Here is a 24665-nt window from a genome sequence, read left to right as displayed (position 1 = left end):
GGCACCCCTTAGCGCCGAATCACTCAAACGGAAAGCGGTTGCGCGAAGGCGGGGCGCGCGGCATGACGGAAACATGAGCGGATTTCGCAGTCATATGGACCGGGCGCTGGAGGAGGCGCGGGCGGCGGCCTCGCGCGGAGAGGTCCCGGTGGGCGCGGTCGTGGTCGGCCCCGACGGGCGCGTTGTCGCCGCTGCAGGCAATCGCACGCGCGAACTGAGCGATCCGACCGCCCATGCGGAGGTCCTGGCGCTGCGCGCGGCCTGTGCGGCGGCGGGGTCGGAGCGGTTGCCGGGCCATGATCTTTATGTGACGCTGGAGCCCTGCCCGATGTGCGCGGGGGCGATTTCCTTCGCGCGGATCGCGCGCGTCTACTATGGGGCCGAGGACCCGAAATCGGGCGGTGTCGCCCATGGCGCGCGGGTGTTTTCGCATTCGCAGTGCCACCACGCCCCAGAGGTGTATGATGGCATTGGCGCCGCCGAGGCCGCGCGCCTGCTGAAGGGGTTCTTTGAAGGACGCCGTGACGGGTAGCCGCGCCCGGCGTCACTGCGGCGCTTGATCGCCAAGGGGGGGAGATGACGCAGCCAGTGCCGACGCGCAGCAAGGTCTATCGGGGCCGGCTGACCGATTCCACGATCTGGGACAGCTTTGCGCTGCGCGACGACGACGTGTTCGTCGTGACGCCACCCAAATCGGGAACGACCTGGACCCAGGCCATCGTGCTGATGCTGATCCACGGGCGGCCCGGCATGGACAAGGTGCTGGACCAGATCTCCCCTTGGCTCGACTGCGGGTTTCGCGACACGGTGGCGCGCGCGGCCACGCTTTCCGCCCAGGACCACCGGCGTTGCATCAAGTCCCACACGCCCTTCGACGGTATCGCCTATGATCCCGCCTGCACCTATTTCGCGGTCTACCGCCATCCGCTGGACGTTCATTTCTCCATGCGGCGGTTCGCGCTCTCGATGAATGTCGATCTGATCAACGACCGCTTCCCCGACGATGTTTCCGAAGGGTTTCGCATGTATCTCGACGATCGGTCCAGGGACGGCGGGAATGACGACATGACGCTCGATTCCGTCGTCTATCATTACCGCTCCTTCCGGCGGTGGGCGCATCTGCCCAATGTCCACTTGCTGCACTATGCCGACCTGAAGCGCGACCTCAGGGGGCAGGTCCTGCGCATCGCGGAGATCCTTGGCTATCGGCATCCCGACGCGCTGGTCGATGCGATCGTCGAAGGCGCGCGCTTCGATACGATGAAGCGGAACGCCCGAGAGATTGTGCAGGCGCCCGGCGATACGTTGGATGAAGCGGTCTCGTTCTTCGCCAGCGGGACGAACAACAAGTGGGAAGGGCGGCTGTCGCCGGAGCAGGTCGCCCGCTACGACCGGCGTGTGCGGGAGCTTTTGCCGGAAGAGGATCTGCGCTGGCTGGAATGGGGCTCCGCGTCCTGAGCGGTTGCTGTGCCATTGTGTCGCAGGTGGCACATACAATCGGCAATCCGCGGGCGGTACAATTCCGCGCTTTGTATGGGCGCGCATTCGGACAATATGGCGTCATCCCGCAACTCAAGGACAGGAGGGCGCATGATGACGGCATATCTTAACGTACTGCGCCAGCGTGCGGGAATCCGACGACTGTCCGCCACTACCGGCTTCGGCACGACTCCCTGCTGAGACTGGACCGCTCCGGCCATTGATGGCCGGGTCCCCCCGCCCCCCCAAACCAGATGACCGTGTGACGCACGCCGGGCCTGCGCCCTTCGTTCGTACCCGGTTCCCATCCCCACCCAAGGGCCGTTCCCCACCCGGGCAACGGCGAAGGAGACCGCTATGATTCTCGACCTCGAACCCGAGCGGCGTCACTTTCCCGCCGCAGACCTCGGCACGCTGCTGGAGCGTCACGGGCCCGTGCGGGTCACTGCCGCGCTGGCCGTCGCGCTCTTCCGCCACCTGCGGCGGCCGCGCGTGATCACCGTGGACGACCTGCCGCCGCGGCTGCGCCGTGACGTCGGGTTGAACTGGGACCCGCCACGGCCGCGCCCCTGGGATCTGAGGCTGTGACCGGGCGATGGTCGCGGCGGGGCAGAGCGCCCCCGCCGCGGTCGTCGTTCATAGCGTGATTGGCACCAGCACCTCGGGCTCGATCACATCGACGCCCGGGAGCCCCTCTTTGAGCACCTGCGCATTCTGTTCGAGCGCGGGGAAGGTGCGGTAATGGCAGGGGATCACGGTCTTGAAATTGAAGAACTTCCCGGCCGCGTAGGCGGCGGCCTTCATGTCCATGGTGTAGAAGCCGCCTGCGCACAGGATGCCGATATCGGGCCGGTGGTAGTCGCCCATCCAGCCCATGTCGGCCATGATGTCGGTGTCGCCGCTGACGTAGATCGTGCGACCCTCGCCCGCGATCATGTAGCCGGATTCGTGACCGGCATAGACCGGGCCATCCGCCCCGCCGACCGAGGAGGAGTGGCAGGCGTTGACCATTGTCACCCTCGCGCCGTTCAGCTCGGCGGTGCCCCCCTTGTTGAAGCCGATGGTCGCGATGCCGTGCTTGCCTTCCCACCAACTCATCAGGTCGTAGATGCCGACGACCGGGATCGACAGTTCCTGCGCGATCGCGACCGCGTCGGCGGTGTGGTCGCCGTGGCCGTGGGTGATCAGCACATGGGTGGCGCCCTCGATGGCCGCCGCGCGTTTTTCGGCCGGGAACATCGGGTTGCCGGTCAGCCAGGGGTCAATGAGGATCACCGCCCCTTCGATTTCGATGCGGAAGCCGGAATGGCCAAGCCATGTGATCTTCATTCACTCCTCCTTTGCCTGCGGCTTGGTTCAAGGCTAGGGGCGCCGGTCCCACTGCGCAACGTTCCGCGAGGGCCGCTGGCTCAGATTTTGGCCGTGATATCGCCGCGCGCGGCCGCGGACCGGCGCTTGTACCATCGCTGGTAAGGTATTTCTCCGAACTGGTCGAGCGCGATCGAAACCGTCACCGAGACCGCAAGCATCGCCAGCATGATCGCGGGTGAAGTGTAAGCGTAGGTGCCAAGGATCGCCTCGAAGACCCTGCTGGTGACTGAGTAGACAAGGATGTGGACCAGGTAGAGAAGGTAGGATGCGTCACCGAGAACCTGGAATGCCCTTGGGGTCCTGAAGCGAACCCCGACTGCCCCATACACCAGAAGTGCAGAGGGGAGTCCCGCGGCGATTTCCCGAGAGGGGAAACTGAAAGGCAGCCAGCCAGCCAGCAGCGCGATACTCAACGCCAGACCAAGCGCGAGCGCCGGGCCTGCAAGTGGTAGTCGCCCTCGACGATGGGCAATGGCGATAGCAACGCCGTAAAGGAACTCGGCATTTCCGGAATACAACACAACATTGAGCCATTGCTGCGGTTCAGTCGCGCTAAGGGTGTAGTACTGGCTGACACCGACCCAGACAAGCAAGGAGCCAACGAGGGCCCGGGGGCCGAACTTGAAGAATGTCGCGGCGAAAATCGCATAGAAGACGATCTCGATCGACAATGTCCACGCAATCGGAACGATTTGCCCCGGAAGCGGCAACAAGAGCGCGGAAATGACGACCTGTTGCCCCTCGGGGATTCGGCCTAAGCCGCCCGAACCCAGAGCCAATACGACACGCGCGGCGATGTAGAGGCTCAGAATGGCCCAATAGGGCGGAAAGATCCGCCAGAATCGCGCCAGGAGGAATTTCTTTGCCCCCTGTCCGGCCTTGGGCGCAGCCGCGTGATAGATAATGAAGCCACTGATAACAAAGAATATATCGACACCGATTTCGCCGTGGAGAAAGGCTGTGAACAGTCCCGGATCGAATCCTTGGTCCCTCGAGGCGACAGCGAGGTGGAAGCCAGCGACCAGCAGCGCCGCGATGCCGCGAAGGGCCTGTATTCCGTCCAGTCTGCTTCTCACACCAAAATCCCCTCCTTGGGCTCGCGTTCCCATCCCGAATGGTACCGCAATCGACTCGATTGGAAATGCATGGCCGGTACGCCGGTGGCGGGCATCGGACCCCACTCTTGTGGTGGGTCGCTTGCAGCGCGGCGGGCGCGCGGCTAAAGGGGCGGGGCAGGACGCAGGAAAAGAGGTGCCCCCATGTCCATCGACATCGACACCGCGCGGAAGGTAGCGCATCTGGCGCGGATCGCCGTGAAGGAAGAGGATCTACCGGCGCTCGCCGGTGAGCTGAGCGCGGTTCTGAACTTCATGGAAGAGCTGAACGAGGTCGATGTGGACGGCGTGGAGCCCATGACCTCGGTCACGCCGATGCGCCTGAAGCGGCGCGAGGACGTGGTGACCGAAGGCGGCATGCCCGAACGGATACTCGCGAACGCGCCCGATGCGCGCGAAGGCTTCTTTGCGGTGCCCAAGGTGGTGGAATGACGATGCTGAACGAACTGACGATTGCCGAGGCCCGCGACCTTCTGCGCAAGGGCGAGACGACCGCTGTCGACCTGACGATGGCCTGCCTGACCGCGATCGACGCCTCCGATCCGCTGAACGCCTTCGTCCACAAGACCCCCGACATCGCGCTGGAGCGCGCACGGGCGGCGGACGCGCGCATCGCAGCCGGTGAGGTGCCCGCCATGTGTGGCATCCCGGTGGGGATCAAGGATGTCTACTGCACCAAGGGCGTGCTGTCGCAGGCGGCCTCGAACGTGCTGAAGGGGTTCCGGCCCGAATACGAATCCACCGTCACGCAGCAACTGGCCGATGCCGGCGCGGTGATGCTGGGCAAGCTCAACATGGACGAGTTCGCCATGGGCTCGTCCAACGAACATTCCTGCTACGGGCGCGCAGTGAACCCCTGGCGTCGGAGCGGCGACGACACGGCGCTGACCCCGGGCGGGTCCTCGGGCGGATCGGCGGCGGCGGTCGCGGCGGACCTGTGCCTGGCGGCGACCGGCACCGACACCGGCGGCTCGATCCGCCAGCCCGCGGCCTTCACCGGTACCGTGGGGATCAAGCCGACCTATGGGCGCTGCTCGCGCTGGGGCGTGATCGCCTATGCCTCCTCGCTCGACCAGGCGGGGCCGATGACGAAATCGGTGCGCGACGCGGCGATCATGCTGGGCGCGATGGCGGGCCACGACCCCAAGGATTCGACCAGCGCCGATATTCCGGTCCCGGATTTCGAGGCTATGCTGACCGGCGACATCCGCGGCAAGAAGATCGGCATTCCGCGCGAATACCGGATCGAGGGCCTTCCCGCTGAAATCGCGGCGATCTGGGACCAGGGCACCGCGATGCTGAAGGACGCGGGCGCCGAGATCGTCGACATCTCGCTTCCGCACACGAAATACGCGCTGCCCGCCTATTACGTCGTGGCCCCGGCCGAGGCGTCCTCGAACCTCGCGCGCTATGACGGGGTGCGTTATGGCCACCGCGCCAAGCTCGGCCAGGGCGACGGCATCACCGAGATGTATGAGAAGACCCGCGCCGAGGGCTTCGGCCACGAGGTCCAGCGCCGCGTGATGATCGGGACCTATGTCCTTTCGGCCGGGTTCTACGACGCCTATTACAACCGTGCCCGCAAGGTGCGCGCGCTGATCAAGCGCGATTTCGAGAATGCCTTCGCCGACGGGATCGACGCGATCCTGGCGCCGATCTCGCCCTCCGCCGCCTTCGGGCTGGGCGAGGTGGGCGACAGTGACCCGGTGGCGATGTACCTCAACGACGTCTTCACCGTGACGCTGAACTTGGCTGGCCTGCCGGGCGTGGCCGTTCCGGTCGGGTTGAACGCCCAAGGGTTGCCGCTGGGCCTGCAACTGATCGGCCGACCCTGGGAAGAGGGCGATCTGCTGAATCACGCCTATGTGCTGGAACAGGCCGCGGGCTTTGTTTCCAAGCCGAAGAAATGGTGGTAATCGCGCTTCGAACCACGTTTTCGAGGAAGAAAATGCGCCTACCCTTTGCCCTCGTCGCCGTTGCAGCGCTTGGCGCCTGCGTATCGCCCGGTGCCAATGACAGTTACGCTGACTACCAGCGTAACTATCAGGCTGGCGCGGAGCCCGGCGCCAGCGCAACCGACGTGGCCGTTGCCGAGGCCGCCGCGCCCGAGGCGGGCCATGTCGGCATCTCTGACGAGCAAGACTTCGGCGCCGTCGCCTCGCGCGAGACGATCGAGAGCGACAAGCAGCGTATCGCCGCCAACCGCTCGCAATACCAGCAGGTCGCGCCCACGGCCTTGCCGGAGCGCACGACCACCTCGGCGCCGAACCTCATCTCCTACGCGTTGAATGCGCCGAGCCGTCTGGGGCAGCCCTACTACAAGCGCGGCGGGCTGACGCTATCGAACCACGAACGCGCCTGCGCGCGCTACCAGTCGCCCGAGGATGCGCAGATCGCCTTCCTGAAGGCGGGCGGGCCGGAAAAGGACCGCAAGAACCTTGATCCCGATGGCGACGGCTTTGCCTGCACCTGGGACCCGCGGCCGTTCCAGAAGGTGCACGGGTAACGGTGCCGGGCCTGCCCTCTCCGAACTACGGCGAACGCCGCGGGGGGGCGCGGCCCGACCTTGTCGTGATCCACTACACCGCCATGCCGACGGTCGAGGAGGCGCGTGCGCGGCTCTGCGACCCGGAGGCCGAGGTCTCAGCCCACTGGCTGATCGCCGAGGACGGCGCGGTCGAGCAACTGGTGGAGGAGGCTTGCCGCGCCTGGCACGCGGGCGCGGGCGCTTGGGGCGCGGTGAGGGACGTGAACTCCCGCTCGATCGGGATCGAGCTTGCGAACCCCGGCGACACCCCCTTCCCGGAGCCGCAGATGGCGGCGCTGGAGCGGCTTCTGGCCGCCGTCATGGCGCGCTGGTCGATCCCGGCGGAGCGGGTGATCGGCCATTCCGACATGGCGCCCGACCGCAAGGGCGACCCGGGGCCGCGCTTCGACTGGCGGCGGCTGGCGCTTCAGGGCCTGTCGGTCTGGCCGGGGGCGGGCGACGACACGGCGGACTTCGCGACCTCGGCCCGTGGCTTCGGTTATCCCGATCTGGCGCCCGAAGCGCTGCTTGCTGCCTTCCGCCTGCGCTTCCGCCCCCGGGCCAGCGGCCCGGAGGCGCCAGAGGACCGCGCGATGATGGCGGACCTTGCCGCGCGCTTTCCCGTTGACGGCGGGCGCACGCGCGCCTAACTGAGCCTCGCGCGGAGGACCGGATGACCGCGGGGGGCGCGAGTCCCGCGAGGAAAGTCCGGACTCCATGAGGCAACGGTGCCGGGTAACGCCCGGCCGGGGAAACCCGAGGGAAAGCGCCACAGAGATGAAACCGCCCGCGTCCGCGCGGGTAAGGGTGAAACGGTGGGGTAAGAGCCCACCGCGGACCTGGCAACAGGGACGGCACGGCAAGCCCCACCGGGAGCAATGCCAAATAGGGGCCTCGCGCGGGGGCCGGTCCGGCAACGGAGACCGCCCGCAGGGACGCTTCAGCCCGAGAGGCCCGGGTTGGCAGCTTGAGCGCGTCGGTAACGGCGGGCCGAGAGGAATGGTCATCCAGAGGGGTTCGCCCCTTGGACAGAATCCGGCTTACAGGTTCTCCGCGCATTTCTGCCCTTCGGTTAAGGAGGGCGGCAACGGTAGCCTTCAAAGCGTCGCCTTTCCCGCGCTTTGTCTGTTGACTCTGCCGCCGCCATCCGTAAAAGGCGGGCTTCAAGAGATTTGCGGGCTGCGCCGTTCGGGCGATGTCCGAAGCAGGAGAACGACAATGGCGAAGCCGACGACGATCAAGATCCGTCTGAACTCGACGGCGGGCACCGGGCACTTCTATGTGACCAAGAAGAATGCCCGCACCATGACCGAAAAGATGGTTGTGCGTAAGTACGACCCGGTCAAGCGTGAGCATGTCGAATACAAGGAAGGCAAGATCAAGTAAGATCTGCCGTCCCGTAGGACGTCCAAGGGCCGCGCCGCAAGCGCGGCTTTTTCTTTGCCTGGCCGCCCGCGCGCCGGGCGTACAAACGAAAAGGGCCGGGGAAATCCCCGGCCCTTCGACATTTCCGAAACCTCAGATCACTCGCGATTGCCGAGGAACTGCAGGAGGAACATGAACATGTTGATGAAGTCGAGATAGAGGTTCAGCGCCCCCATGATCGCCGACTTCGCCAGCCATTCGCTGTCGCCGTGATGGGCGTGGGCGATGTAGGTGTTCTTGATCTTCTGCGTGTCGTAGGCGGTCAGGCCCGCGAAGATCAGAAGGCCAAGGGCCGAGATCGCGAACTGCATCGCCGAAGAGGCGAGGAAGATGTTCACGATCGAGGCGACCAGAAGGCCGATCACGCCCATGATCAGGAACGAACCCCAGCCCGAGATGTCCTTCTTCGTCGTGTAGCCCCAAAGCGAGAGGCCCGCGAAGGCGATCGCGGTGATCAGGAAGGTCTGCACGACCGAAACGCCGGTGTAGACGGCAAAGATCCAGCTGATCGACACGCCCATCGCCGCGGCGAAGGTGTAGAAGAACAGCTGTGCCGCCGCCGAGGAGATACGGTTGATCATCGCGCCGAAGGCGAAGACCATGATCAGCGGCAAGAACATCACGACCCATTTGAGCGGCGATGCGTAAAGCGTGACGCCTAAATCGGTCAGATAGCGGGTCGCGCCAATCTGCGCGGCCGCGTTCGCGGGGTCGGTCGTCACGGTCAGCCCGCCGATTGCCCAGGCCGCGGCTGCCGTCAGGACCATCCCTACGGACATCAGGCCGTAGACCTTGTTCATATGGGCGCGAAGCCCTTCGTCGATCGCAAGCGTGCCGGTTCTCGCGCGGCCTACGCCGATCGTATTGAAGTCAGCCATCAAAGCCTCCTGCTGCGTTTCCTTTGGTGGCGCCCCTCGCGAGGCACCCCTCGCAGGGAAATATCGGGAAGCGGCCCGTCAATTTCAAGCTTTTCCGGCCGTTTCCGATGAATTACCTCAGCCAGTTTTTCGGCACGTCCCAGACCGGCCGGCCCCGTTCGGCGCGCGCCTGTTCCGGGGTGATTCCGATGTCCCTCAAGAGGTGCGGCTCCAGATCGGCCAGAGAACGACGGGTCCTTGCGAAGGCAAGGGTCCGACGCAGGCGTTGAAGGAGCCGAAGGGGCGAGCGCGCATTCGGGCGGACATTCTGGCGGGCGGCATCCGGGCAAGCGGCGGGGCAGGTGGCGGCATGTTCCATAATGCATCTCCGTTCATGATTGTTTGGGCGAGCTTCATGATTGCTCTTGATATATATCGCCGCATGTGATCCATTTTGGAAATGAATGTTGGTTGTAGAAATCATCACGGATTTTGATATGCCAAGAAACCTGGACCTCACCGCGCTCCGGGCCTTCGCGACCGTCGCCGAAACCGGCGGCGTGACGCGCGCGGCGGGTTTGCTGAACCTTACGCAATCGGCTGTCTCGATGCAGATCAAGCGGCTGGAACAATCGCTCGGACGGGATTTCTTCGTGCGCGCCGCGCGCAAACTGACCCTGACGCCCGAGGGCGAGCAGCTTCTGGGCTATGCGCGGCGCATGCTGGAACTGAACGACGAGGCGCTGAGCCGCCTGACCGATGCGGGTTTCGAGGGCGAGCTTCGGCTGGGTGTGCCCCATGACATCGTCTACCCGGCGATCCCGCGCATTCTCGGCCGTTTCGCGGCGCTTTACCCGCGGGTGCGGATCAACCTGATGTCCTCCTTCACGAACCTGATGCACGAGGCCTTCGCGCGCGGCGAACTCGACCTCATGCTGACGACGGAGGAGGTCATCGCGCCGGGGGGAGAGGAACTGGCGGCGCGCGACCTGGTCTGGATCGGCGTCGAAGGGGGCATCGCCGGGCAGAACCGCCCCTTGCGCCTGGGGTTCGAGGAGATCTGCCGCTTTCGCGCGATCGCGCAGGCCGCGCTCGATGACGCGGGCATCCCCTGGGAGATGGGATTCAGCGGCCGCTCGAACGAGGCCGTCATGGCGATGGTGGCGGCTGATCTGGCGGTCTCGGTCAGGATGCGCGGGGCGCTGCCCAGCGGGTCGGTCGATATCGGCGATGCCGGGGGGCTGCCGCCGCTGGGGCTGGTGCGCATCGGGCTTTACGACGCGGGCGCCGAAAAGGGCCCCGTGGTCGAGGCCCTGAAGGACGAACTGCGCTTGGCCTACTGCTGCGTGATCTGAATCACGACCTTTCCAGTCGAGCGCCGGTCGCGCAAGAGCGCGAGCCCCTCGGCGGCCCGCTCCAGCGGCAGGACATGGCTGACATGCGGATGCAGTCGCCCCTCGGCGTACCAGCCCAGAAGTGTGGCCAGCGATGCCGTCAGCAGGTCGGGGCGGAACTTCAGGTAGCCGCCCCAGTAGAATCCGATCAGCGACAGGTTCTTGACCAGGAGGTGGTTGGCGGGCACCTGCGGCACCTTGCCGGAGGCGAAGCCGATGGCCAGAAGCCGCCCGTCCGGCCGCGTGGCCCGCATCGCCGCCTGGAACAGGTCGCCGCCCACCGCGTCGTAGACGACATCGGCCCCGCCGAGCGCCTTGACCTCGCTCCGCAGATCGGCGCCCGCGTCGATCAGGTGATCGGCCCCGGCCTGTTTTGCAACGGCCAGCTTGTCCTGCCCGCGGGCGACGGCGATGACGCGCGCGCCCATGAGCTTTCCGATCTCGACCGCGGTCAGCCCGACGCCGCCCGCCGCGCCAAGCACCAGAAGCGTTTCACCGGCAGCCAGTCGCGCGCGGTGGCTGAGCGCCAGATGGCTCGTGCCGTAGGCGACCAGAAAGGCCGCGGCGTGGTCGAAGGGCATGGAATCGGGGAGCGGCACGCAGGACCCGGCCGGCACGCAGACATAGTCCGCCAGCCCGCCGGACCCGGCAAATGCCGCGACCCGTGTGCCGACCGCCGGGGCGGTCACGCCCGGTCCCAACTTTTCGACGGTGCCCGAAAGCTCCATCCCCAGGGCGAAGGGCGGGGTGGGGCTGTCCTGGTAGGTACCCTCGGACATCAGGAGGTCCGCGAAGTTCAGCCCGCAGGCCGCGACCCTGATCCGCACCTCGCCCGCAGCGGGTTCGGGCAGGTCCGCATCGACAAGTATCGGGGCGGACCCGTACGCGGTGATCTGGAAACTCTTCATGGTGCCTCCTCGGTTGAGCAGACCTTGCCGGGGCGTTTCGCAAAGGTCCAGAGGCGCTTTGCGCAGGGCAGGGACGGACGGCCCCAAAGCGTTTGCCATATTAATGACAGGATGTTAGTCTCCTTCTGCGGGAATTGGTGTTAGGTGAGCGCGTATCCGGGTAGTCCTGCGATGCCCTCGCCAAGGCTTCGCGGGCCGAATTCCCCTCAGACACGAGAACAATGCGTCAGGGCGGCATCCAGATTATCGACCTTCGGCATTTCGTGATGCGCAAATTTTCCGGGCAATAGAAAGGCGCCGTGTAGGGCGCATGATGGGGAAACGGAGAGGACCATGAAGCATCCCGTTGACGTTCATGTCGGCAAGCGCGTGCGGCATCGCCGCTGGATGGTGGGCATGACCCAGCAACAGCTTGCCGAGAAGGTCGGCATCAAGTTCCAGCAGATCCAGAAATACGAAACCGGGATGAACCGCATCTCCGCGTCCCGCCTTTGGGATATCGCGGAGGCGCTCTCGGTTCCGATCAGCTTCTTCTTCGAGGGGCTGGACTCCGGCGTCGCGCCGACGGACGAGGTCGGCGGCGATATCCTTGCGGACAAGGAGGCGATGCTGCTCGTGCGGTCCTACTACGCCATCCCCGAGCCGCAGCGCCGGCGGCTCTTCGATCTGGCCAAGGTCCTGTCCGACGCCGCCTGAGGGGCCATTGACCTTGACGGTCGGCATGGCTACCCCCGAGACATCGCAGCGCCGGGGGTTCCATGCCGTCCTTGTCCTTGTCCGATGAAGAGCGCCGCACGCTCATCGACGCGGCCCATCGCCTGGCCGATGTGGCCCGGCGCGAGACGCTGGCCCATTTCCGCTCTGCCGCGCTCTCGGTCGAAAGCAAGGGGGCATCGGGTTTCGACCCGGTGACGGAGGCCGACCGCGCTGCGGAACTGGCGATGCGCGCGCTTCTGGCGGAGCTTCGGCCCGACGACGCGATCTTCGGCGAGGAATTCGGGCGGCGGGACGGCACATCGGGGCTGACCTGGGTTCTCGACCCGATCGACGGGACCCGCGCCTATATGTCGGGGACGCCGACCTGGGGGGTGCTGATCGCGGTCTCCGACCCCTCCGGCCCGGTGCTGGGCGTGATCGACCAGCCCTATATCGGTGAGCGGTTCATCGGCGGTCTGGGCCTGGCGGAACTGTCGGGCCCCGCAGGCCAGCGGGCGCTGCGCGCGCGCCCCCCCCGCCCCCTGTCGGAGGCGGTCCTGTTCACGACCTTCCCCGAGGTCGGCACGCCCGAAGAGGGCGCGGCCTTCCGCCGTGTCGCGGCCGAGGCCCGTCTGACGCGCTACGGGATGGATTGCTACGCCTACGCGCTGCTTGCCGCCGGGCAGATCGACCTGGTGATCGAGGCGGGGCTTTCCGCCTATGACATCCAGGCGCCGATCGCGGTGATCGAGGCCGCTGGCGGCATCGTTACCGACTGGCAGGGCGGGCCCGCGCATGCGGGCGGGCGCGTGATCGCCGCCGCGAACGCACAGGTTCATGCAGAGGCCTTGCGGGCGCTCGCCGGTTGATCTTCGCGACCCGGACGAAAGTGTTTTCGCCGCGCGGGGCTGGCTGGTAGCGGCGTTCTGCCCTAGGCTGCGCGGGCCGGGGCGAGTCCTTCCCCCTTCTGTCGCCCGGCCGTTCCCGATCCGCCGAAGGGGTGGCCAACAGGGGGAACGCATGGCTGAGAGTCTGATCCGAAATGCCGATACCGTCGTCACCATGGACGCGGCCCGGCGCGAGATCACCGGGGGCGATGTCCTGATCCGCGACGGCGTGATCGTGGCGGTGGGCCAGGGGCTGACCACGACCGGGACGGTGATCGAGGCGCGGGGCGCGGTCGTCACGCCGGGCCTGGTGAACACGCATCACCATCTTTACCAGACGCTGACCCGCGCGGTGCCGGGCGGGCAGGATGCGCTCCTGTTCGGCTGGCTGAAGACGCTTTACCCGATCTGGTCGCGCTTCGGCCCGGAAGAGATGCGGGTCTCCGCCCTGGTGGGGCTGGCGGAACTGGCGCTGTCGGGCTGCACGCTGACCTCGGATCACCTCTACCTTTACCCGAACGGTGCGCGGCTTGAGGACACGATCGATGCGGCGCGCGAGATCGGGATGCGCTTCCATCCCACGCGGGGCGCGATGTCGATCGGCGAAAGCGCGGGCGGCCTGCCGCCCGACGCGCTGGTCGAAGCGGAGCCCGCGATCCTGAAGGACATGGAACGCGTGGTGGATGCGTTCCACGATCCGGCACCCGGGGCGATGGTGCGGGTGGGGCTGGCGCCCTGTTCGCCCTTCTCGGTCAGCCGCGATCTGATGCGGGAGGCCGCCGTTCTGGCGCGCGACAAGGGTGTGATGCTCCACACCCATCTGGCCGAGAATGACGAGGATATCGCCTATTCTTTGGCCCAGTTCGGCTGCCGTCCGGGTCAATACGCCGAGGATCTGGGCTGGACGGGCGCCGACGTTTGGCACGCGCATTGCGTGAAGCTCGACACGACCGAGATCGACCTTTTCGCGCGCACCGGGACCGGGGTCGCGCACTGCCCCTGTTCCAACTGCCGCCTTGGGTCCGGGATAGCCCCGGTTCGGGCGATGCGCGATCGCGGCGTGAAGGTCGGGTTGGGGGTGGACGGGTCGGCCTCCAACGACGCGGGCAACCTGATCGGCGAGGCCCGCCAGGCGATGTTACTGCAGCGGGTGGCGCGCGGGGCCAATGCGATGAGCGCGCGCGAGGCGCTGGAGATTGCGACGCTTGGCGGGGCGAAAGTGCTCGGTCGGGACGATTGCGGATCGCTGGAGCCCGGAAAGCGGGCGGATATCGCGATCTGGGATGTCTCGGGCATCGAGGCGGCGGGGGCCTGGGACCCGGTGGCGGCGCTCGTCCTGTGCGGACCCACGCGGGTGCGAGATCTTTTCGTCGAGGGGCGACCGGTCGTGCGCGGCGGGCAGGTCGTGACCGTTGACATGGCGCGGGTGATCGAAACGCAGAACCGGCTGGCGCGGCGGCTGGCGGGGTAAGCCAGGTACGGCGGGGGGCTGTCTGCCCCCCGCACCCCCCGAGGATATTTGCGAAAAGAAGAAGGGATGCAGGCGCTAAAGGACCGGCTTGCCGTTGATCCAGACGGCGCGGATCGCGCGGTCGTCGCCCATCATGATGGTGGGAAAGAGCGCCTCCCAGATGTCGCCGGCGCGGGCCGCGCGCTGGGCGATGGCCGGGGTGGAGGCGAGGTCGATCACCGCAATGTCCGCCTCCATCCCCGGGGCGAGGTTGCCGATCCGGTCTTCGGCCCGCAGCGCGCGGGCAGACCCTTGGGTGGCCAGCCACCAAAGCTCGGCCGGGTGGAGCGCGCGGTGACGGAGTTGCGCGACCTCGTAGGCGGCGGCAATCGTTCGCAGCATCGAGAAGCTGGACCCGCCGCCGGTGTCGGTGGCGAGCCCCACCCGGTAGCCGCCGCGCGTCATCCCGTCCATGTCGAAGAGCCCCGATCCGATGAAGGTATTCGAGGTCGGGCAATGGATCAGGCTTGCGTCCACGTCCTTCAACCGGGCGTGCTCGCGCGGCTCAAGATAGATCGCGTGGCCATAAAGCGCGCCGGGGCCCAGCAGGCCGAAGCGTTCGTAGGTATCGAGGTAGTCGCGTGCGGTTGGGAAGAGCGCGCGGACCCAGGCGACCTCGTCGGTCTGTTCGGAGAGGTGCGTCTGCATGAGAAGCCCCGGGCTTTCGGCCCAGAGCGCGCCGAGCGCTTCGAGTTGCGCTTCGCTCGATGTGGGCGAAAAGCGCGGGGTGAGAACGTAGTTCAGCCGTTCCACCCCATGCCAGCGGTCACGCAGGCGCTTGCTGTCGTCATAGGCCGATTGCGGCGTGTCGCGGAGGCCCTCGGGGGCGTTGCGGTCCATGCAGGTCTTTCCGGCATAGGCGCGCGCCCCGCGCCGCCGGGCCTCCTCGAAGAAGGCCTCGACGCTTTCGGGGTGGATCGTGCAATAGGAACAGACCGTCGTCGTGCCGTTCGCGATCGTCAAATCGAAATAGGTTCGCGCGATTCCGGCCGCGTAGGCTGGATCGGAGAAGCGCATTTCCTCGGGGAAGGTGTAGCTGTTCAGCCAGTCGATGAGCCGCTTGCCCCAGCTCGCGATCATCGCGGTCTGCGGATAATGCGCATGGGCGTCGATGAAACCGGCCGAGATCAGCGCATCGCCGTAATCGGTCACGCGCGCCCCGGGATGCGCGCGGCGCAGGTCGTCGGCCTCGCCCACCGCGGCGATGCGGCCCGCCTCGATCAGGACGCCACCGCGCGCGGAATGACGCCCGGCCTCCGGTCCTTCGGTCGTCGGGTTGCCCGCGAAGCGCAGGGTCTGGCCTAGTAGAAGGTCCGCCATGTGGTCCCCGTTTCCCTTCCTGTCGCTGCTGTCATCGGTCTGTCGTGCGCGCAGTCTAAACGCAGGCAGCACGCGGGGGAATCCGCCCTTTGCCCCTGTTTCTTTGAAAGTGCTTCCGATAATGTCGCCGTAATCACGAGGGGAACGGAATGACGGACGCGCAAGAAACCGAGCTTGACCGCGATGAGGACGAATACGCGCTCGACCAGAAGGTCGTGAACGCGATCCTCGATGCGGTCGAGGCGGGGGATGCCGCCCGCATCGACGCGCTGATGGAGCCGCTCCACGCGGCCGACATCGCCGACCTTTTCGAACAGATCGGATCCCAAGACCGCGCCGCGCTGCTGTCGCTCTGGTCACGCGGCATCGACGGGGAGATCCTTTCGGAACTGGGCGACTCCATCCGCGAGGAGGTGATCGAGGCACTGCCGGTCGAGGTTCTGACCGAGGCGGTGCGCGAGCTTGATTCCGACGATGTCGTCGACCTTCTGGAAGACCTTGAGGAACCGCAGCAGGAACGCATCCTGGGCGCGCTGGAGGAAAGCGACCGCGCAGCAGTCGAACAGTCGCTGACCTATCCCGAATACTCCGCCGGCCGCTTGATGCAGCGCGAGGTCGTGACCGCGCCGGAAGACTGGACGGTGGGCGACGCGATCGACTTCCTGCGGACGGCAGAGGAGCTTCCCGATCAGTTCTATCATGTGATCCTGGTCGATCCGCGCTGGCATCCGGTGGGCTATGTGACGCTGGGCAAGCTTCTGTCCTCCAGGCGCAGCGTCCAGCTTCGCGACATTTCCGAGGACAGTTTCCGCGCCATCGAAGTCTTCGACGAAGAAGGCGACGTGGCCTATGCGTTCAACCAGTACCACCTGATCTCCGCCCCCGTGGTGGACGGCGACGGGCGGCTAGTCGGCGTCATCACCATCGACGACGCCATGGCCGTGCTGGACGAGGAGCACGAGGAAGACGTGCTGCGCCTGGCAGGCGTGGGCGAGGAAAGCGCGATCTCGGACGGGGTCATCGACACCGTGCGCCAGCGCGCGCCCTGGCTTCTGGTGAACCTTTTCACCGCCAATATTGCGGCGCTCGTGATCTCGCTTTTCTCCCACACGATCGAGGCATTGGTGGCGCTTGCGGTGCTGATGCCGATCGTGGCCTCGATGGGCGGCAATGCCGGAACCCAGTCGCTGACCGTCGCGGTGCGGGCGCTGGCGACCAAGGACCTGACGAGCTCGAACGCGGGCCGCGTGGTGCGGCGCGAGGCGATGGTGGGCGCCATCAACGGCGTCCTCTTCGCGCTGATCATGGGCATGGTAGGCTACCTTGCCTTCGGCTCCTGGGTGCTGGGCGGCGTCCTGGGGGCGGCGATGGTCATCAACCTCGTGGTCGCGGCGCTTTCGGGCATCCTGGTGCCCTTGACGCTCGACCGCTTCGACCTTGACCCGGCACTGGCGTCGGGAACTTTCGTGACCACGATGACGGATGTCGTGGGCTTCTTCGTGTTTCTCGGACTGGCGACGGTGATCCTTCTATGACCCTGACTGAAATCAAGCAGGCCGCGCGGACAGAGGCCTTTGCGCGGCGCAAGGCGGCTTTTGCCGCGCGCAGGCCCGAAGACGGGGCGCGGCTGATCGGCGTCCTCGCCGAACATACGGGCAAGACGCTGGCGGGCTATATGCCGATGCGGACCGAGATCGACTGCCTACCCGCGATGGCGGCCCATGGCGGCCCCGTCGGCGTGCCCGTGATCCTGGGCGCCGGAACGCCGCTGAAGTTCCGCGAGTGGCATCCCGGCGCGATCATGGTGGCCGGAGAGTTCGGCGCGCTGATCCCCGAAAGCGGCGATTGGGTCGAGCCGCAGGTTCTGGTGGTGCCGCTTCTGGCCTTCGACCGGCGCGGCTTCCGCCTGGGCTACGGCGGCGGCTTCTACGACCGCACGCTCGAAGGTCTGCGGGCGCGCGGGCCTGTGACCGCCATCGGCTTCGCCTTCGCCGCGCAGGAGGTCGCCGAGGTGCCGATCGAGCCGACCGACCAGCCGCTCGACCTGATCGTGACCGAGGCGGAGGTCTTCGCCCCGGTCCGGTGATCCCCACGTCCCGTCGCTGTCCCGGCCGTCCTCGCCGGGACAGGCGAAGCACGCTTGCCCTTCCGTGACGGCGGCCTTAGTCAGGGGGCATGAAACTTCTTTTTCTTGGCGATGTGATGGGCCGCGCGGGCCGCGCGGCGGTCTCGGGGCGGCTCAAGGCGCTCCGGGCGGACTGGGGCCTCGACTTCGTCGTGGTGAACGGGGAAAATGCCACCTCCGGCGCGGGGCTTTCGGCCGAACACGCCAAGGCGCTGCTGACGGCCGGGGCCGATTGCGTGACGCTGGGCGACCACGCCTTCGACCAGAAGGATATGCTGTCCTTCATCGAGAATGAGCCGCGCATCCTGAGACCGCTGAACTACGCCCGTACCGCGCCGGGCAAGGGCGCGCGGGTCTTCACCGCGGCGGGCGGGCAGAAGGTCCTGGTCGCGCAGGCGCTGGGCCAGGTCTTCATGAAGCGCCCCTTCGACGATCCGTTCTCGGCCCTCGATTCCGTCCTGCGCGCCCATCCCCTTGGCGGCGCGGTGCAGGCGGCCATCGTCGATTTCCACGCCGAGGCGACGAGCGAGAAGATGGCCGTGGGCCACTGGTGCGACGGACGCGCGAGCCTGGTGGTGGGCACCCACACCCATGTGCCGACCGGGGACGCGCAGGTGCTGCTGGGTGGAACCGGTTACCTCACCGATGCGGGGATGTGCGGCGACTACAATTCCGTGATCGGGATGGAGAAGCTGGAGCCCATGCGCCGCTTCGTCACCGGCATGGTCAAGGAACGCTTCAGCCCCGCGAATGGTGAGGCGACGCTGTCGGGCGTCTATGTCGAAACCGATGACCGGACGGGGCTTGCGCAAAAGATCCGCATGATCCGGCTCGGCGGCCGGCTTGAACAAGCCTTCCCGTGAGCAATTGAGACGAGCGCGCTTGATTGCGCTTCGCGTTTCTGTATGGCTCAAGCCATACGGTCCGGAGACATGATGTTCGACCTCGATCTTCCCCAAACCGCAGAAGCCTTCATTTCCATGGGTATCCTTCTTGCGATGCTCATCATGTTCGTTCGCGAAACCTTTCCGGTCGAGGTCGTGGCGATCGGCGGCGCGGCGGTGATGCTGGTACTGGGCATCCTTCCCTACGCCGATGTCGAGGCGGTGCTGTCGAACAACGCGCCCTGGACAATCGCGGCCATGTTCATCATCGTCGGCGCGCTGGTCCGGACCGGGGCCCTCGAAACGCTGAGCACGGTCGCGGCCCGGAATGTCGAAAAACACCCGGTCCGCACGCTGGTCAGCGTAGGGCTGCTGGTGACCGGGCTTTCGGCCGTCGTGAACAACACGCCGCTTGTCGTCGTGATGATCCCGATCTTCATCACGCTGTCGAAGAAGCTTGCGGTGGCGCCCTCGAAGATGCTGATCCCGCTCAGCTACATGACGATCCTCGGCGGGACGATCACGATGATCGGCACCTCCACCAACCTTGTCGTCGATGGCGTGGCCCGCGCACGGGGGCTTCAGCCCTTCGGGATCTTCGAGATCACGCCGCTCGGGATCTGCGTGGCGATCGCGGGGCTCACCTATATCGGGATCTTTTCGCGCAGGCTTCTGCCGACGCGGGATTCGATGTCGGCCCTGTTGGCCGATCGCTCGAAGATGAAGTTCTTCACCGAGGTCGCGGTGCCGGAGGAGTCCGAGCTTCTGGGCCAGACGTTGGACGAGGTCGACATCTTCAAGCGTGGTAACGTGCGCGTGGTCGATGTGCTGCGCGGCGATCTTTCGTTGCGGCGGGATCTGCGCTCGGTCCAGTTGCAGGCGGGCGACCGGGTCGTCCTGCGCACGCCGATGTCCGAGATCCTGGGCCTTCAGTCCAGCAAGCAGGTCCGCATGGTGGACAAGCTGTCCTCGGTCCAGACCGAAACGGTGGAGGTCCTGATCACCCAGGGCTGCCACATGGTCGGCCGGTCCCTGGGCTCGATGCGCCTGCGGCGGCGCTACGGGGTCTATCCGCTGGCGGTCCACCGCCGGAACCAGAACATCGGCCGCCAGCTTGACGACCTGATCGTGCAGGTGGGCGACACGCTTCTGCTGGAAGGCGCGCCCGAGGATATTTCCCGCCTGGCCTCCGACATGGAGCTTGTCGATGTGGGCCGCCCGTCCCAGCGCGCCTACCGGCGCGGGCATGCGCCCATCGTGATCGCCGTGCTTGCCGGCGTGGTGCTTCTGGCCGCGCTCGACATCGCGCCCATTCAGCTTTTGGCCTTCGTGGGCGTCGCCATCGTGCTTGTCACCGGCTGCATCGACGCGGACGAGGCCTTTGCCTCTGTCGATGGGCGGCTTCTGGGGCTTTTGTTCGGGATGCTGGCGGTGGGGGGCGGGCTGGAGCATTCGGGCGCGGTCGACATGGTCGTGACCCGTGCCGCGCCCATCCTTCAGGACCTGCCACCCTTCGCGCTGGTCTTCTGCGTCTATGTCGCGACCTCGGTCCTGACCGAGATCATCTCCAACAACGCGGTCGCGGTGATCATCACCCCGGTCGTCATCGGCCTGGCGCAGACGATGGGCGTCGATGCGCGGCCGCTGATCGTGACCGTGATGATCGGCGCCTCGGCGGCATTCGCCACGCCGATCGGCTACCAGACAAACACGCTGGTCTACGGCCCCGGCGGCTATCGCTTCACCGACTTCGTCCGCTTCGGCCTGCCGATGAACCTGATCTCGGCCATGGTCTGCACGATCGTCGTGCCGCTGCTTTACGACTTCTGAGCCGCCTCAGAGCGGCCAGAAGACCAGAATGGCGGGCAGGCCCACCGCGATGACGATCACCTCCAGCGGCAGGCCCATGCGCCAGTAGTCCCCGAAGTGATATTGGCCGGGGCCAAGGATCAGCATGTTGTTCTTGTGGCCGATGGGGGTGAGGAACGCGCAGGACGCAGCGACCGCGACCGCCATCAGGAACGGGTCGGGCGATGCGCCCAGGGCTTCGGCCATCGCGATTCCCACCGGGGCGGCCACGATCGCGGTCGCGGTGTTGTTGAGCACATCCGAGAGCGTCATCGTGACCACCATCAGGAGCCCGACCGCGACCCATGCGGGCGCCCCCGCACTGAGCCGGATCAGGCCGGATGCGATCAGTTCCGTGCCGCCGGAGGTTTCCAGCGCCGCGCCCAGCGGGATCATGGAGCCCAGCAGAACGATGACCGGCCACTCGATCTGGTCATAGACCTCGGCCAGCGGCAGGATGCGATAACCCACGTAGCCCGCCACGACGCAGCCCAGCGCCACGGGCAGATCCACAAACCCAAGGCTCGCCGCAAGGACCGCCAAGGCGAAGATGCCGACCGCCGCGGCGGTCTGGTCCGGGCGGGTCACGGGGCGGTTGCCCTCGGCCATTGGAAGGCAGCCCAGCCAGTCGATGACCCGCGCGGCACTGTCGCGGGGCGCCAGAAGCAGCAGCACGTCGCCCGCGCGGATCGTGGCCTTGCGCAGCGGTCCGCTGACCGCGCGGCCCTGCCGCGAGATCCCCATCAGCGCCGTGCCTCGGCGCCAGATCAGCCCGACCGATTCCGCGCTCTTGCCGACGATCCGGGCGCCCGCCGGCACGGCGGCCTGCACCAGGACGAGCCCTGCCTTTTCAGCCTCGAGGTAGTGCTTGCGGCGGTGATCGGCGAAGTCGAGGCCCAGCCCCGCCCGGAGCGTGTCCAGCGCCTCTGACCCGGCCTCAAGCCGGATGACGTCACCGGCAAGAAGCTCCATCTCCGCCGTGGGGCTGCGCCGCGCGCGCCCGTCGCGGATGACCGCCACCAGGATGGCGCCCGCGCGGTCGGCCTCTTCCTGGAGCGCGCCGAGCGGTTTGCCCGCGATCCTGGCGTCGTCCGGGATCACCAGCTCGGCCACGAAGGCGGAAAGTTCCGCCGGGGCCGCGCGCTCTTCGCGGGCGGGGATCATGCGCCAACCGATCAGCGCGACGAACACGAGCCCCGCCAGCGCGACCACGCTGCCGACGGGGCTGAAGTCGAACATCGAAAACGAGGCGCCCAGGGCATCCTGCCGGATGGCGGCAACGATGATGTTGGGCGGCGTGCCGATCAGCGTGACCATCCCCCCGAGGATTGTCGCGAAGGAAAGCGGCATCAGCGAGCGCCCTGGCGCGCGGCCCTCCTGCCGGGCCGAGGAGACATCGACGGGCATCAGGATCGCCAGGGCCGCGACATTGTTCATGAAGGCCGACAGCACGCCGCCGATCGCGCCCATCATCGCGATATGGCCCCCTAGTTTTCGGCCGGGCCGGATGAAGCGGCGTGTGATCATCATCACCACGCCCGCCCGCGTCAGCCCGGCGGAGACCACGAGGACAAGCGCGACGACCAGGGTCGCGGGATGGCCGAACCCCTCGAACGCCGAGGCGGCGGGCACGACACCCAGAAGGACGCCCGCCAGAAGCGCGGCGAAGGCCACCGCGTCGTAGCGCCACCGCCCCGAGATCAGCGCCGCGAAGACCAGCGCGAAGAGGGCGAAAAGAATGATCTGATCTTGGGACATCAGGCGCCTCCTGCCCCCATAGAACCCGTCCCCGGGGTTCCGGGCAAGGGCCGAGCCGGGGGTGCAGCGGCGCGCGTGCTCAGCGGGGTTGCGGCCCCCCTCCTGCCTGACATATAGAGGCGCGCGAGAAATTCCGACGGAGAAGGTCATGGCGGGCCATTCAAAATGGGCCAACATCCAGCACCGCAAGGGGCGGCAGGATGCGGCACGCTCGAAGCTGTTTTCGAAACTGGCGAAGGAAATCACCGTCGCCGCGAAGATGGGTGACCCTGACCCGGACAAGAACCCACGCCTGCGCCTGGCGGTAAAGGCGGCCAAGGCCGTGTCCTGCCCGAAGGACGTAATCGACCGCGCGATCAAGAAATCGCTGGGCGGCGATGCCGAGGACTATACCGAAATCCGCTACGAGGGTTACGGCGTCAACGGGATCGCGATCATCGTCGAGGCGATGACCGACAACCTGAACCGCACCGCGTCGAACGTACGCAGCTACTTCACGAAGTGCGGCGGCAACCTCGGCCAGACCGGCTCGGTCAGCCACAGCTTCGACCGGGTGGGCGAGATTTCCTACCCCGCCTCTGCCGGTGATGCCGACACGGTGATGATGGCGGCGCTCGACGCAGGCGCCGACGATGTCGAATCCGACGAGGACGGCCACTGGATCTACTGCCAGGTCGAGGACCTGTCGGCGGTCTCCGACAAGCTGGAGGAGATCCTGGGCGAGTCGACCGAGTCCAAGCTGATCTGGAAGCCGCAAAGCCGCACCGTCGTCGACCTGGAGACCGCGCAGAAGCTGATGCGCCTGGTCGACCTGCTCGAAGAGGATGACGACGTGCAGACCGTGACCCACAACTTCGACGTTCCCGACGAGGTCGCCGCCCAACTGGCGTAAGCGCGCGGACAGGACGATCGAGCGGGGCCGGCGACGGCCCCGTTTCAGTTTGGGGGTAGCGGCGGCGCAAGTCGGTCCGGGCCCCGGGGCGGGTAGGTTTTCAGGGGATCACATGCAAGCGCCCTTCATCGCCGGCTTCCAGCTTGGGCTCGGGCTGATCCTCGCGATCGGCGCCCAGAACGCCTTGGTGCTGCGGCAGGGGCTGCGGCGGGAGCATGTCTTCGCGGTGGTCCTCTTTTGCGCGGTCTCGGACTCGCTGCTGATCGGGATTGGCGTTTCAAGCTTCGGCCTGGCCCGCGACGCCACGCCATGGCTCGGTCCGGCGCTGCTTTGGGGCGGCACCTGCTTCCTGATCGCCTACGGCGCGCGGGCGGCCTGGCAGGCCTGGCGTGGCGGGCAGGCGCTGCGCGTGGACGGCTCCAGCGGGGCGGCTTTGCTGCCGACCCTTGCGACGGTCGCGGCCATGACCTGGCTCAATCCGCACGCCTGGCTGGACACGGTGGTCTTCCTGGGGGCGGTCTCGGCGCAGTATCCGGGCCAGGGGGTGGCTTTCGGGCTCGGGGCCGCAGCAGCCTCTTTCCTCTTCTTCTTTACGCTGGGCTACGGCGCGCGGCTTTTGCAGCCGCTCTTCGCTAGGCCCGGGGCGTGGCGGCTGCTTGACCTTCTGATCGCGCTCGTCATGTGGTCGATCGCGTGGCGGCTTGCGACGGGGTGACTTGCGGCCCCCGCGCTTTTGCTGTCATGTCGCGCCATGTCGTCCTCTGATGCCAACAGCCCCCTGGCGGGGATCGCCTGGATGTTCGTGACCGGGCTGAGCTTCGTTGCCGTGACCGCAACGGTCCGGCACCTTGGCACCGATCTTCCGGCGGCCGAAGGCGCTTTCATCCGCTTTGCGTTCGGCCTTCTGTTCCTGGCGCCTTCGCTGGTGCTGGCGGTCCGCACGGGGCTGCCGCGCGCGGCCCTGCCGCTGGTCCTGGGCCGGGGCGCGCTGCACACGATGGCCGTGATGCTGTGGTTCTTCGCCATGGCTCGCATCCCGTTGGCGGAGGTGACGGCGATCGGCTACCTCAACCCGATCGTGGTAACCGCCGGGGCGGCGCTGTTCCTGGGCGAGCAGATCGCGCTCAGGCGGATCGCCGCGATCGGGGTCGCGCTTCTGGGTGCGATCGTGGTGCTGCGCCCGGGCCTGAGGGAGATCACGCCAGGCCACTGGGCGCAACTGGGCGCGGCGGTGTTCTTCGGCACCTCCTACCTGCTTGCCAAGCAGCTTTCGGGCATGGTGCGGCCTGTAGCGCTGGTGGCCTTCCTGTCTCTGACCGTGACGATCGGCCTTGCGCCCTTCGCCGCCGTGGTCTGGATCACGCCGACGATGGAGCAACTCTTTTGGCTCGGCATCGTGGCGGTCTTCGCAACCCTTGGCCATTACACCATGACGCGGGCCTTCGCGGCGGCGCCGTTGACGGTGACGCAGCCGGTGACCTTCCTGCAACTTGTCTGGGCGACGCTGATGGGCGCGCTCGCATTCGGCGAGGCGGTCGATCCCTATGTCTTGGCCGGGGGCGGCATGATCATCGGCGCGATCAGCTACATGACATACCGCGAGGCGCGCTTGCGCCGCCGCGTGACGCCGCCCGCCCCCGAGGCGGCGCGGCTTTAGCCGGCCTGTCCC

26 protein-coding genes and 1 other RNA gene are annotated in these 24665 nt (G+C 66.8%); 20 read left to right on the top strand and 7 right to left on the bottom strand.

Annotated elements, in window-relative coordinates:
- Positions 1-73: 73 nt before the first annotated feature.
- The 3 genes from OE647_RS10890 to OE647_RS10880 all read left to right on the top strand — a co-directional run bounded on the left by OE647_RS10890 (position 74) and on the right by OE647_RS10880 (position 2067).
- The gene (locus OE647_RS10890) at positions 74-532 is read left to right on the top strand and encodes a nucleoside deaminase (RefSeq protein ID WP_263721753.1); all 459 of its coding nucleotides are present in this window, start codon (positions 74-76) and stop codon (positions 530-532) included.
- Positions 533-576: 44 nt separating this feature from the next.
- Positions 577-1458: a sulfotransferase domain-containing protein gene (locus tag OE647_RS10885; RefSeq protein WP_263721752.1), complete on the top strand. Its 882-nt coding sequence runs from the start codon at positions 577-579 to the stop codon at positions 1456-1458.
- Positions 1459-1836: 378 nt separating this feature from the next.
- Positions 1837-2067 (top strand): hypothetical protein, encoded by a 231-nt coding sequence (locus OE647_RS10880; protein ID WP_263721751.1) that lies wholly within the window; start codon positions 1837-1839, stop codon positions 2065-2067.
- A gap of 48 nt (positions 2068-2115) precedes the next feature.
- Here OE647_RS10880 and OE647_RS10875 read toward each other — a convergent pair whose 3' ends face one another.
- The gene (locus tag OE647_RS10875; protein WP_263721750.1) at positions 2116-2808 is read right to left on the bottom strand and encodes a metal-dependent hydrolase; all 693 of its coding nucleotides are present in this window, start codon (positions 2806-2808) and stop codon (positions 2116-2118) included.
- 80 nt (positions 2809-2888) lie between these two features.
- A complete protein-coding gene (locus tag OE647_RS10870; protein ID WP_263721749.1) occupies positions 2889-3926 on the bottom strand; it encodes an acyltransferase family protein in 1038 nt (345 codons plus the stop codon).
- Between the two features lie 183 nt (positions 3927-4109).
- On the opposite strand from OE647_RS10870, the gene gatC reads away from it, so the two are divergent.
- From gatC to rpmG, 6 genes are all read left to right on the top strand, one after another.
- A complete protein-coding gene (gene gatC, locus OE647_RS10865) occupies positions 4110-4397 on the top strand; it encodes an Asp-tRNA(Asn)/Glu-tRNA(Gln) amidotransferase subunit GatC (protein WP_263721748.1) in 288 nt (95 codons plus the stop codon).
- Positions 4394-5881, top strand: coding sequence for an Asp-tRNA(Asn)/Glu-tRNA(Gln) amidotransferase subunit GatA (gene gatA / locus OE647_RS10860; RefSeq protein WP_263721747.1), 1488 nt, complete (start codon positions 4394-4396; stop codon positions 5879-5881). The genes gatC and gatA overlap by 4 nt, the downstream gene beginning before the upstream one ends.
- Before the next feature lie 32 nt (positions 5882-5913).
- Complete coding sequence (locus OE647_RS10855) at positions 5914-6471, top strand: hypothetical protein (RefSeq protein WP_263721746.1); 558 nt, start codon at positions 5914-5916, stop codon at positions 6469-6471.
- Between the two features lie 2 nt (positions 6472-6473).
- Entirely contained in the window at positions 6474-7142 is a 669-nt protein-coding gene (locus OE647_RS10850; protein WP_412174945.1) for an N-acetylmuramoyl-L-alanine amidase, read from the top strand.
- An 11-nt stretch (positions 7143-7153) separates the two neighbouring features.
- Positions 7154-7551, top strand: an RNA gene (gene rnpB / locus OE647_RS10845) — RNase P RNA component class A.
- Between the two features lie 159 nt (positions 7552-7710).
- Complete coding sequence (gene rpmG / locus OE647_RS10840) at positions 7711-7878, top strand: 50S ribosomal protein L33 (RefSeq protein ID WP_017928995.1); 168 nt, start codon at positions 7711-7713, stop codon at positions 7876-7878.
- 137 nt (positions 7879-8015) lie between these two features.
- On the opposite strand, the gene OE647_RS10835 is transcribed toward rpmG, so the two are convergent.
- The gene (locus tag OE647_RS10835; RefSeq protein ID WP_263721745.1) at positions 8016-8795 is read right to left on the bottom strand and encodes a Bax inhibitor-1/YccA family protein; all 780 of its coding nucleotides are present in this window, start codon (positions 8793-8795) and stop codon (positions 8016-8018) included.
- A gap of 112 nt (positions 8796-8907) precedes the next feature.
- The gene (locus OE647_RS10830) at positions 8908-9153 is read right to left on the bottom strand and encodes a DUF1127 domain-containing protein (protein WP_263721744.1); all 246 of its coding nucleotides are present in this window, start codon (positions 9151-9153) and stop codon (positions 8908-8910) included.
- Between the two features lie 118 nt (positions 9154-9271).
- Here OE647_RS10830 and OE647_RS10825 point away from each other — a divergent pair, with 118 nt between their 5' ends.
- Entirely contained in the window at positions 9272-10129 is an 858-nt protein-coding gene (locus OE647_RS10825) for a LysR family transcriptional regulator (protein ID WP_263721743.1), read from the top strand.
- Here OE647_RS10825 and OE647_RS10820 read toward each other — a convergent pair.
- A complete protein-coding gene (locus OE647_RS10820) occupies positions 10111-11076 on the bottom strand; it encodes an NADPH:quinone oxidoreductase family protein (RefSeq protein WP_263721741.1) in 966 nt (321 codons plus the stop codon). The two genes, OE647_RS10825 and OE647_RS10820, sit on opposite strands and share 19 nt — an antisense overlap.
- Positions 11077-11409: 333 nt before the next feature.
- Between OE647_RS10820 and OE647_RS10815 the strand changes: the two genes are divergently transcribed.
- The 3 genes from OE647_RS10815 to OE647_RS10805 all read left to right on the top strand — a co-directional run bounded on the left by OE647_RS10815 (position 11410) and on the right by OE647_RS10805 (position 14130).
- Entirely contained in the window at positions 11410-11772 is a 363-nt protein-coding gene (locus OE647_RS10815) for a helix-turn-helix domain-containing protein (RefSeq protein WP_263721740.1), read from the top strand.
- Between the two features lie 62 nt (positions 11773-11834).
- Positions 11835-12641 (top strand): histidinol-phosphatase, encoded by an 807-nt coding sequence (gene hisN, locus OE647_RS10810; protein ID WP_263721739.1) that lies wholly within the window; start codon positions 11835-11837, stop codon positions 12639-12641.
- Positions 12642-12792: 151 nt separating this feature from the next.
- Entirely contained in the window at positions 12793-14130 is a 1338-nt protein-coding gene (locus OE647_RS10805) for an 8-oxoguanine deaminase (RefSeq protein ID WP_263721738.1), read from the top strand.
- A 75-nt stretch (positions 14131-14205) separates the two neighbouring features.
- Here the strand turns inward: OE647_RS10805 and guaD are convergent, their stop codons facing one another.
- Positions 14206-15489, bottom strand: coding sequence for a guanine deaminase (guaD, locus tag OE647_RS10800; protein ID WP_263721737.1), 1284 nt, complete (start codon positions 15487-15489; stop codon positions 14206-14208).
- A gap of 149 nt (positions 15490-15638) precedes the next feature.
- Here guaD and mgtE point away from each other — a divergent pair, with 149 nt between their 5' ends.
- From mgtE to OE647_RS10780, 4 genes are all read left to right on the top strand, one after another.
- Entirely contained in the window at positions 15639-17024 is a 1386-nt protein-coding gene (gene mgtE, locus OE647_RS10795) for a magnesium transporter (protein ID WP_263721736.1), read from the top strand.
- A complete protein-coding gene (locus tag OE647_RS10790; RefSeq protein WP_263721735.1) occupies positions 17021-17575 on the top strand; it encodes a 5-formyltetrahydrofolate cyclo-ligase in 555 nt (184 codons plus the stop codon). The genes mgtE and OE647_RS10790 overlap by 4 nt, the downstream gene beginning before the upstream one ends.
- An 89-nt stretch (positions 17576-17664) precedes the next feature.
- Positions 17665-18477: a TIGR00282 family metallophosphoesterase gene (locus tag OE647_RS10785; protein ID WP_263721734.1), complete on the top strand. Its 813-nt coding sequence runs from the start codon at positions 17665-17667 to the stop codon at positions 18475-18477.
- A 72-nt stretch (positions 18478-18549) separates the two neighbouring features.
- On the top strand, positions 18550-20328 hold the full coding sequence (locus tag OE647_RS10780) for an SLC13 family permease (protein WP_263721733.1): 1779 nt from the start codon (positions 18550-18552) through the stop codon (positions 20326-20328).
- A gap of 6 nt (positions 20329-20334) precedes the next feature.
- On the opposite strand, the gene OE647_RS10775 is transcribed toward OE647_RS10780, so the two are convergent.
- Positions 20335-22104, bottom strand: a complete 1770-nt coding sequence (locus OE647_RS10775; protein ID WP_263721732.1) for an SLC13 family permease — start codon at positions 22102-22104, stop codon at positions 20335-20337.
- Positions 22105-22252: 148 nt separating this feature from the next.
- Between OE647_RS10775 and OE647_RS10770 the strand changes: the two genes are divergently transcribed.
- The 3 genes from OE647_RS10770 to OE647_RS10760 all read left to right on the top strand — a co-directional run bounded on the left by OE647_RS10770 (position 22253) and on the right by OE647_RS10760 (position 24653).
- Positions 22253-22996, top strand: coding sequence for a YebC/PmpR family DNA-binding transcriptional regulator (locus OE647_RS10770; protein ID WP_263721731.1), 744 nt, complete (start codon positions 22253-22255; stop codon positions 22994-22996).
- A 112-nt stretch (positions 22997-23108) separates the two neighbouring features.
- On the top strand, positions 23109-23711 hold the full coding sequence (locus tag OE647_RS10765; RefSeq protein WP_263721730.1) for a LysE/ArgO family amino acid transporter: 603 nt from the start codon (positions 23109-23111) through the stop codon (positions 23709-23711).
- Between the two features lie 36 nt (positions 23712-23747).
- A complete protein-coding gene (locus OE647_RS10760) occupies positions 23748-24653 on the top strand; it encodes a DMT family transporter (protein ID WP_263721729.1) in 906 nt (301 codons plus the stop codon).
- The last annotated feature ends 12 nt before the right edge of the window (positions 24654-24665 follow it).

This window comes from Albidovulum sediminicola (genome assembly GCF_025751575.1).
GTDB classification, from domain to species: Bacteria; Pseudomonadota; Alphaproteobacteria; order Rhodobacterales; family Rhodobacteraceae; genus Albidovulum; species Albidovulum sediminicola.
This window is presented reverse-complemented; position numbering and strand designations above follow the sequence as displayed.

What these genes read in the sequence shown, in the direction of transcription:
- OE647_RS10785 (WP_263721734.1), top strand. Translation starts at nt 17,665, where the DNA reads ATGAAACTTCTTTTTCTTGGCGATGTGATGGGCCGCGCGGGCCGCGCG.
- OE647_RS10830 (WP_263721744.1), bottom strand. Translation starts at nt 9,153, where the DNA reads ATGGAACATGCCGCCACCTGCCCCGCCGCTTGCCCGGATGCCGCCCGC.
- OE647_RS10825 (WP_263721743.1), top strand. Translation starts at nt 9,272, where the DNA reads ATGCCAAGAAACCTGGACCTCACCGCGCTCCGGGCCTTCGCGACCGTC.
- OE647_RS10815 (WP_263721740.1), top strand. Translation starts at nt 11,410, where the DNA reads ATGAAGCATCCCGTTGACGTTCATGTCGGCAAGCGCGTGCGGCATCGC.
- OE647_RS10760 (WP_263721729.1), top strand. Translation starts at nt 23,748, where the DNA reads ATGTCGTCCTCTGATGCCAACAGCCCCCTGGCGGGGATCGCCTGGATG.
- mgtE (WP_263721736.1), top strand. Translation starts at nt 15,639, where the DNA reads ATGACGGACGCGCAAGAAACCGAGCTTGACCGCGATGAGGACGAATAC.
- OE647_RS10875 (WP_263721750.1), bottom strand. Translation starts at nt 2,808, where the DNA reads ATGAAGATCACATGGCTTGGCCATTCCGGCTTCCGCATCGAAATCGAA.
- OE647_RS10780 (WP_263721733.1), top strand. Translation starts at nt 18,550, where the DNA reads ATGTTCGACCTCGATCTTCCCCAAACCGCAGAAGCCTTCATTTCCATG.
- OE647_RS10775 (WP_263721732.1), bottom strand. Translation starts at nt 22,104, where the DNA reads ATGTCCCAAGATCAGATCATTCTTTTCGCCCTCTTCGCGCTGGTCTTC.
- guaD (WP_263721737.1), bottom strand. Translation starts at nt 15,489, where the DNA reads ATGGCGGACCTTCTACTAGGCCAGACCCTGCGCTTCGCGGGCAACCCG.
- OE647_RS10765 (WP_263721730.1), top strand. Translation starts at nt 23,109, where the DNA reads ATGCAAGCGCCCTTCATCGCCGGCTTCCAGCTTGGGCTCGGGCTGATC.
- OE647_RS10770 (WP_263721731.1), top strand. Translation starts at nt 22,253, where the DNA reads ATGGCGGGCCATTCAAAATGGGCCAACATCCAGCACCGCAAGGGGCGG.
- OE647_RS10880 (WP_263721751.1), top strand. Translation starts at nt 1,837, where the DNA reads ATGATTCTCGACCTCGAACCCGAGCGGCGTCACTTTCCCGCCGCAGAC.
- OE647_RS10820 (WP_263721741.1), bottom strand. Translation starts at nt 11,076, where the DNA reads ATGAAGAGTTTCCAGATCACCGCGTACGGGTCCGCCCCGATACTTGTC.
- OE647_RS10885 (WP_263721752.1), top strand. Translation starts at nt 577, where the DNA reads ATGACGCAGCCAGTGCCGACGCGCAGCAAGGTCTATCGGGGCCGGCTG.
- gatA (WP_263721747.1), top strand. Translation starts at nt 4,394, where the DNA reads ATGACGATGCTGAACGAACTGACGATTGCCGAGGCCCGCGACCTTCTG.
- rpmG (WP_017928995.1), top strand. Translation starts at nt 7,711, where the DNA reads ATGGCGAAGCCGACGACGATCAAGATCCGTCTGAACTCGACGGCGGGC.
- OE647_RS10835 (WP_263721745.1), bottom strand. Translation starts at nt 8,795, where the DNA reads ATGGCTGACTTCAATACGATCGGCGTAGGCCGCGCGAGAACCGGCACG.
- OE647_RS10790 (WP_263721735.1), top strand. Translation starts at nt 17,021, where the DNA reads ATGACCCTGACTGAAATCAAGCAGGCCGCGCGGACAGAGGCCTTTGCG.
- OE647_RS10805 (WP_263721738.1), top strand. Translation starts at nt 12,793, where the DNA reads ATGGCTGAGAGTCTGATCCGAAATGCCGATACCGTCGTCACCATGGAC.
- hisN (WP_263721739.1), top strand. Translation starts at nt 11,835, where the DNA reads ATGCCGTCCTTGTCCTTGTCCGATGAAGAGCGCCGCACGCTCATCGAC.
- gatC (WP_263721748.1), top strand. Translation starts at nt 4,110, where the DNA reads ATGTCCATCGACATCGACACCGCGCGGAAGGTAGCGCATCTGGCGCGG.
- OE647_RS10855 (WP_263721746.1), top strand. Translation starts at nt 5,914, where the DNA reads ATGCGCCTACCCTTTGCCCTCGTCGCCGTTGCAGCGCTTGGCGCCTGC.
- OE647_RS10890 (WP_263721753.1), top strand. Translation starts at nt 74, where the DNA reads ATGAGCGGATTTCGCAGTCATATGGACCGGGCGCTGGAGGAGGCGCGG.